This window comes from Nocardioides sp., assembly GCF_031422975.1.
In the GTDB taxonomy this organism is placed as follows: domain Bacteria; phylum Actinomycetota; class Actinomycetes; order Propionibacteriales; family Nocardioidaceae; genus Nocardioides.
This window is the reverse complement of record NZ_JANPEO010000571.1, coordinates 1-4,631: the sequence shown is the minus strand read 5'-3', so window position 1 is coordinate 4,631 and position 4,631 is coordinate 1. Positions and strand designations below refer to the sequence as shown.

At 69.9% G+C, this 4,631-nt stretch carries 5 protein-coding genes; all 5 read right to left on the bottom strand.

The genetic code is table 11. The annotated features are described in order from the left end of the window. The coding region (ftsH, locus tag RMO85_RS17110) for an ATP-dependent zinc metalloprotease FtsH (protein ID WP_310529925.1) at positions 1–1,280 on the bottom strand (1,280 nt) is incomplete at its 3' end. A 139-nt stretch (positions 1,281–1,419) separates the two neighbouring features. Further along, positions 1,420–1,971 carry a hypoxanthine phosphoribosyltransferase gene (hpt, locus tag RMO85_RS17105; protein WP_310529924.1) on the bottom strand — a complete coding sequence of 184 codons (552 nt, stop codon included), beginning with the start codon at positions 1,969–1,971 and terminating at the stop codon, positions 1,420–1,422. 115 nt (positions 1,972–2,086) lie between these two features. Further along, positions 2,087–3,070 (bottom strand): tRNA lysidine(34) synthetase TilS, encoded by a 984-nt coding sequence (tilS, locus tag RMO85_RS17100; RefSeq protein WP_310529923.1) that lies wholly within the window; start codon positions 3,068–3,070, stop codon positions 2,087–2,089. Beyond that, positions 3,067–4,089 (bottom strand): zinc-dependent metalloprotease, encoded by a 1,023-nt coding sequence (locus RMO85_RS17095; protein WP_310529922.1) that lies wholly within the window; start codon positions 4,087–4,089, stop codon positions 3,067–3,069. The genes tilS and RMO85_RS17095 overlap by 4 nt, the downstream gene beginning before the upstream one ends. 10 nt (positions 4,090–4,099) lie before the next feature. Beyond that, positions 4,100–4,631, bottom strand: a 532-nt coding sequence (gene dacB / locus RMO85_RS17090) for a D-alanyl-D-alanine carboxypeptidase/D-alanyl-D-alanine-endopeptidase (RefSeq protein ID WP_310529921.1), incomplete at its 5' end; no start/stop codon positions are given.

The window sequence follows — 4,631 nt, the reverse complement described above, 5'->3', positions numbered from 1 at the left end:
TAGGCCGTGGTCAGCTTCTCCGTCTCGCTCATCAGGCGCGTACGTCGCTGCGGGCCGGCGATCACGCGGTCGATCGCCTCGTCGAGGCTCGCATCGGTGATGAGCTTCTCGTTCTGGCGGGCGGTCAGGAGTGCGGCCTCGTTCAGGACGTTGGCCAGGTCGGCGCCGGTGAAACCGGGCGTACGGCGAGCAACGCTCAGCAGGTCGATGTCGGCCGCGATCGGCTTGCCGCGCGAGTGCACCTTGAGGATCATGTGCCGGCCGTTGAGGTCGGGCGCGTCGACCGCGATCTGGCGGTCGAAGCGGCCCGGGCGCAGCAGCGCCGGGTCGAGGACGTCGGGACGGTTGGTGGCGGCGATCAGGATCACGCCACCACGGACGTCGAAGCCGTCCATCTCGACCAGCAGCTGGTTGAGGGTCTGCTCACGCTCGTCGTGGCCGCCGCCCATGCCGGCGCCACGGTGGCGACCGACGGCGTCGATCTCGTCGATGAACACGATGGCGGGAGCGTTCTCCTTGGCCTGCTCGAACAGGTCGCGGACCCGGCTGGCACCGACGCCGACGAACATCTCGACGAAGTCCGAGCCGGAGATCGAGTAGAACGGCACAGCCGCCTCGCCGGCGACCGCGCGGGCGAGCAGTGTCTTGCCGGTGCCGGGCGGGCCGTACAGCAGGACGCCCTTGGGGATCTTGGCGCCGACGGCCTGGAACTTCGCGGGCTCCTGGAGGAACTCCTTGATCTCACCGAGCTCCTCGATCGCCTCCACACAGCCGGCGACGTCGGAGAACGTCGTCTTGGGCATGTCCTTGGTGATCAGCTTGGCCTTGGACTTGGCGAACTGCATGACGCCGCGTCCGCCACCTTGGGCCTGGTTCATCAAGAAGATGAACAGCAACACGATCAGCGCGAAGGGGAGCAGCGTCACGAGCAGGGAGCTGAGGAGGCTGGGCTGGGGGTTCTCGGAGTTGGCCTCCTCGATCGTGCCCTTGTCGACCTGCCGGTCCACCAGCTGCAGGAGACTGGCCTGCTGACCCATGATGTAGTGCGTCGTCACCTTGTCGCTGCCCTCGCGGGTGCCGGCGGCGAGCGTCGCCTGGATCTCCTGATCACCGTCGATGAAGGTGATCTCCTTGACCTTGCCGTCCTTGATCCACGAGCTGAGCTCCGAGGTCTTGACCTCGTCGTACCCGCCGTTGGGTGCGAGGTACTGGATGGCCAGCAGGACGCCGAACATGGCCAGCACCATCCACAGCCAGGGGCCCTTGAATATGCGCTTCACTTGGATCTTTCGCCAGGGGTGATCAGGAGTGACGCGACGCTACCTCGTCGTGTCCGCCCTGTTGTCTTGGTGGTGCGGGTCGTGCTCACGCAGGCATTGTTTCAGGCGGGGTGAAAGCCGCACGCCGCGGAGCGGGTCTTCAGGAGTAGACGTGGGGCGCGAGCGTCCCGATGTCGCGCAGGTTGCGGTACTTCTCGCGGTAGTCCAGTCCGTAACCCACGACGAACTCGTTGGGGATGTCCCAGCCGATGTAGGTCGGTTCCACCGGCATGCTCAACGCCTCCGGCTTGCGGAGCAGGGTCGCGATCTCGACGCTGGCCGGGCCGCGGCTGCCGAGGCTGTTGACCAGCCAGCTCAGCGTCAGCCCGGTGTCGATGATCTCGTCCACGATCAGCACGTGTCGACCGGTGATGTCGGTGTCGAGGTCCTTGAGGATCCGCACCACACCGCTGGACTTGGTGCCCGAGCCGTAGGAGCTGATCGCCATCCAGTCCATCTCGACGTGCCGCGGCAACGCCCGGGACAGGTCGGCCATCACCATCACCGCGCCCCGGAGGACGCCGACCATGAGCAGGTCCTTGCCCTCGTAGTCGGCCGCGATCTGGGTCGCCATCTCGGCCAGCCGCGCCTGGATCTGCGCTTCGGTGAACAGCACGTTGACGAGGTCGTTCTCCACGTGGGCTGACTCCATCGCGCCAGCCTAGGGGCACACCGCGCTCCCGTCGCCAGGGGTCCGTTCGGCGTACGGCGTGGAGGTCCGCGCAGGCGCGTGGAGTTCCATCCGGCACGCCGCCCGCGCGACGCGCTCAGTGCGAGGAGGGCGGGGACTCGAAGACGAGCAGCACGTCGCGGCGTACGGCGCGGAGGTGGCCAGGCAGGTCGATCCACTTCTGCCCCCGCCAGTTCGTCAGGAGGGCATCGACGGCGAGCACGTGCTCGTGGAACAGCTCGGCCGGCGGGGCACCGGCGACCAGGGCCGCGGACCGGATCACCCGGCGGCGCAGCGCGGGCGGCTGGACGGCCAGGAGCGGGATCGACAGGCCGTGCGGGCTCGAGACCCGCTCCAGCACCTCCTCGGCGAGCCCGTCGAGCAGCTCCATGTCGTCGCGGAGCTGGTCGGCGGTCCGAGCCAACGCACGGGCCACGCCGGGGCCGAGCTCGTCCTCGAGGAGCGGCAACACCGTACGGCGGACGCGGACCCGCGTGAAGGACGGATCGGCGTTGTGCGGGTCGTCCCACACGGTCAGGGACTCGGCCTGGCAGGCCGTGACGGTGTCATCGCGGCGTACGTCGAGGAGCGGGCGGGCGAAGCCGCCGAACGCGCGTCGCATGCCGGCGAGAGAGCGACCACCGGAGCCACGCGTCAGCCCGAGCAGCACGGTCTCGGCCTGGTCGTCGAGGGTGTGACCGAGCAGCACGACCACGGCGGAGAGCCGCTCGGCGACCTCCTCCAGGACGGCGTAGCGCGCCTGCCGGGCGGCGGCCTCGGGCCCGACCCCGGCGGCGGACACGCTCACGGTCGCGGTCAACGTCTCGTCGGCCCCCATCGCGGCCATCTGCTCGACGACGCGCTCGGCGTGGACGGCGGACCCCTCCTGGAGCCCGTGGTCCACGGTCACCCCGACGACCCGCAACGCGCGCTTGTGCCCCTCGAAGACCGCGGCCGAGAGCAGGGCGAGCGAGTCGGCCCCGCCACTGCAGGCCACGATCACGCTCGCGCCGGGGTCGAGCGGATCGAGCACGGCGCGCACGCCTCGGCGTACGGCCGCCAGCGCGGGGTGGAGGCTCACAAGACGCGGGTGATCCAGGCGTTGGGGTCCCCGATCTCGGACTTCGACGGGAGGTTCTCCGGGCCCGCCCAGACCGCGTTGAACTGTTCCATCCCCACCTTGTCGACGACGTGGTTCACGAACGCGGCGCCGTCGCGGTACTGCGCCATCTTCGCGTCCAGGCCGAGCAGTCGGCGCAGGATGCGGTCGAGGGTGCCGATGCCCTTGCGGCGCTCGTTGAACGACTCGCGGATCTTGTCGACCGACGCGATCACGCTCGGACCGACCCCGTCCATCACGACGTCCGCGTGGCCCTCGAGCAGTGACATCACGCCGGTGATCCGGTCCAGGATCTCGCGCTGCTCGGGCGTGCTCATCACCTCCATCAGGCTGCCGCCACCCCCGCGGATCGCTTCGGAGACGCGGCGTACGGCGTCCTCGGCGAGGCGGGTGGGCTCGACACTGTCGGTCAGCGCCGTCATCTCGGAGTAGAGGTGGTCGCGCATCCACGGCACGGCCGTGAACTGCACGCGGTGGGTCTCCTCGTGCAGGCAGACCCAGAGCCGGAAGTCGGCGGGGTCGGCACCGATCTCGCGCTCGACATGGACGATGTTGGGCGCCACGAGCAGCAGCCGGCCGGACGGGTCGTGGAACGGATCGAACTGGCCGAGCACCTTGGTGCCCAAGAAGCCGAGCAGCAGCCCGACCTCGGCGCCGGTGACCCGGGAGCCGATCGCCACCGAGAGACCGGAGGGTGTGCCCTTCTTGGCCGCGAGCCTGGTGATCATCGGCTCGATGATCTTGGCGAACCCGTCGGCGTTGGCCTGCACCCAGCCACGCCGGTCGACGACCAGCACGGGTGCAGTGCGCTCGGCGGCGACCAGGCCGGTGAACTCGCGCACCAGGCCGGTCGAGCGATCCGCGTCGGCGCGCAGCTCGGCGACGGCCGCGGCCGCGTCATCGGCTGTCACCTCGGGTCCGTCCCCGGCCACCTTGGCGCCGAGGCTGACGGCGAAGTCCCAGTCGACGAGTCCACTCATGCGCGCAAACCTATCCGCCGCCACAACGGCACGCAGCGAGGTCCGCCGCGAGCCCGTCGAGGGCCGCCTCGACGTCGGACTCGCGCGCCGTGCCCGTCTTGTCCACGGCGAGCACGAAAACCATCTGCGTGCCGTCCCTGCCCGTGACGAGACCGGCAAGGGAGCTCACGCCGCTGAGCGTGCCCGTCTTGGCGCGTACGTCGCCGAGCGCGGCCTCGTCCGTGGAGGCGAACCGGTCCGCCAGGGACCCGGTGAAGCCGGCCACCGGCAGCCCGGTGATCAGCGGGCGGAGCCCGGGTTGGTCGGCGCGAGCGGCCACCTGGAGCACCTGCACCATCGTGGCCGGGGAGAGCCGGTTGTGGCGCGAGAGCCCCGAGCCGTCGAAGACGACGTCGGTGCCGGTCTCGATCCCCAGCGACTGCAGGGTGCTGAGCACTCCGGCCGCGCCGCCGATGAAGGAACCGTCTCCGTTCACGGCCAGCCCCACGTGGTGGGCAAGCACTTCGGCCGTCTCGTTGTCGCTGACGTCGAGGAGGTGCTCG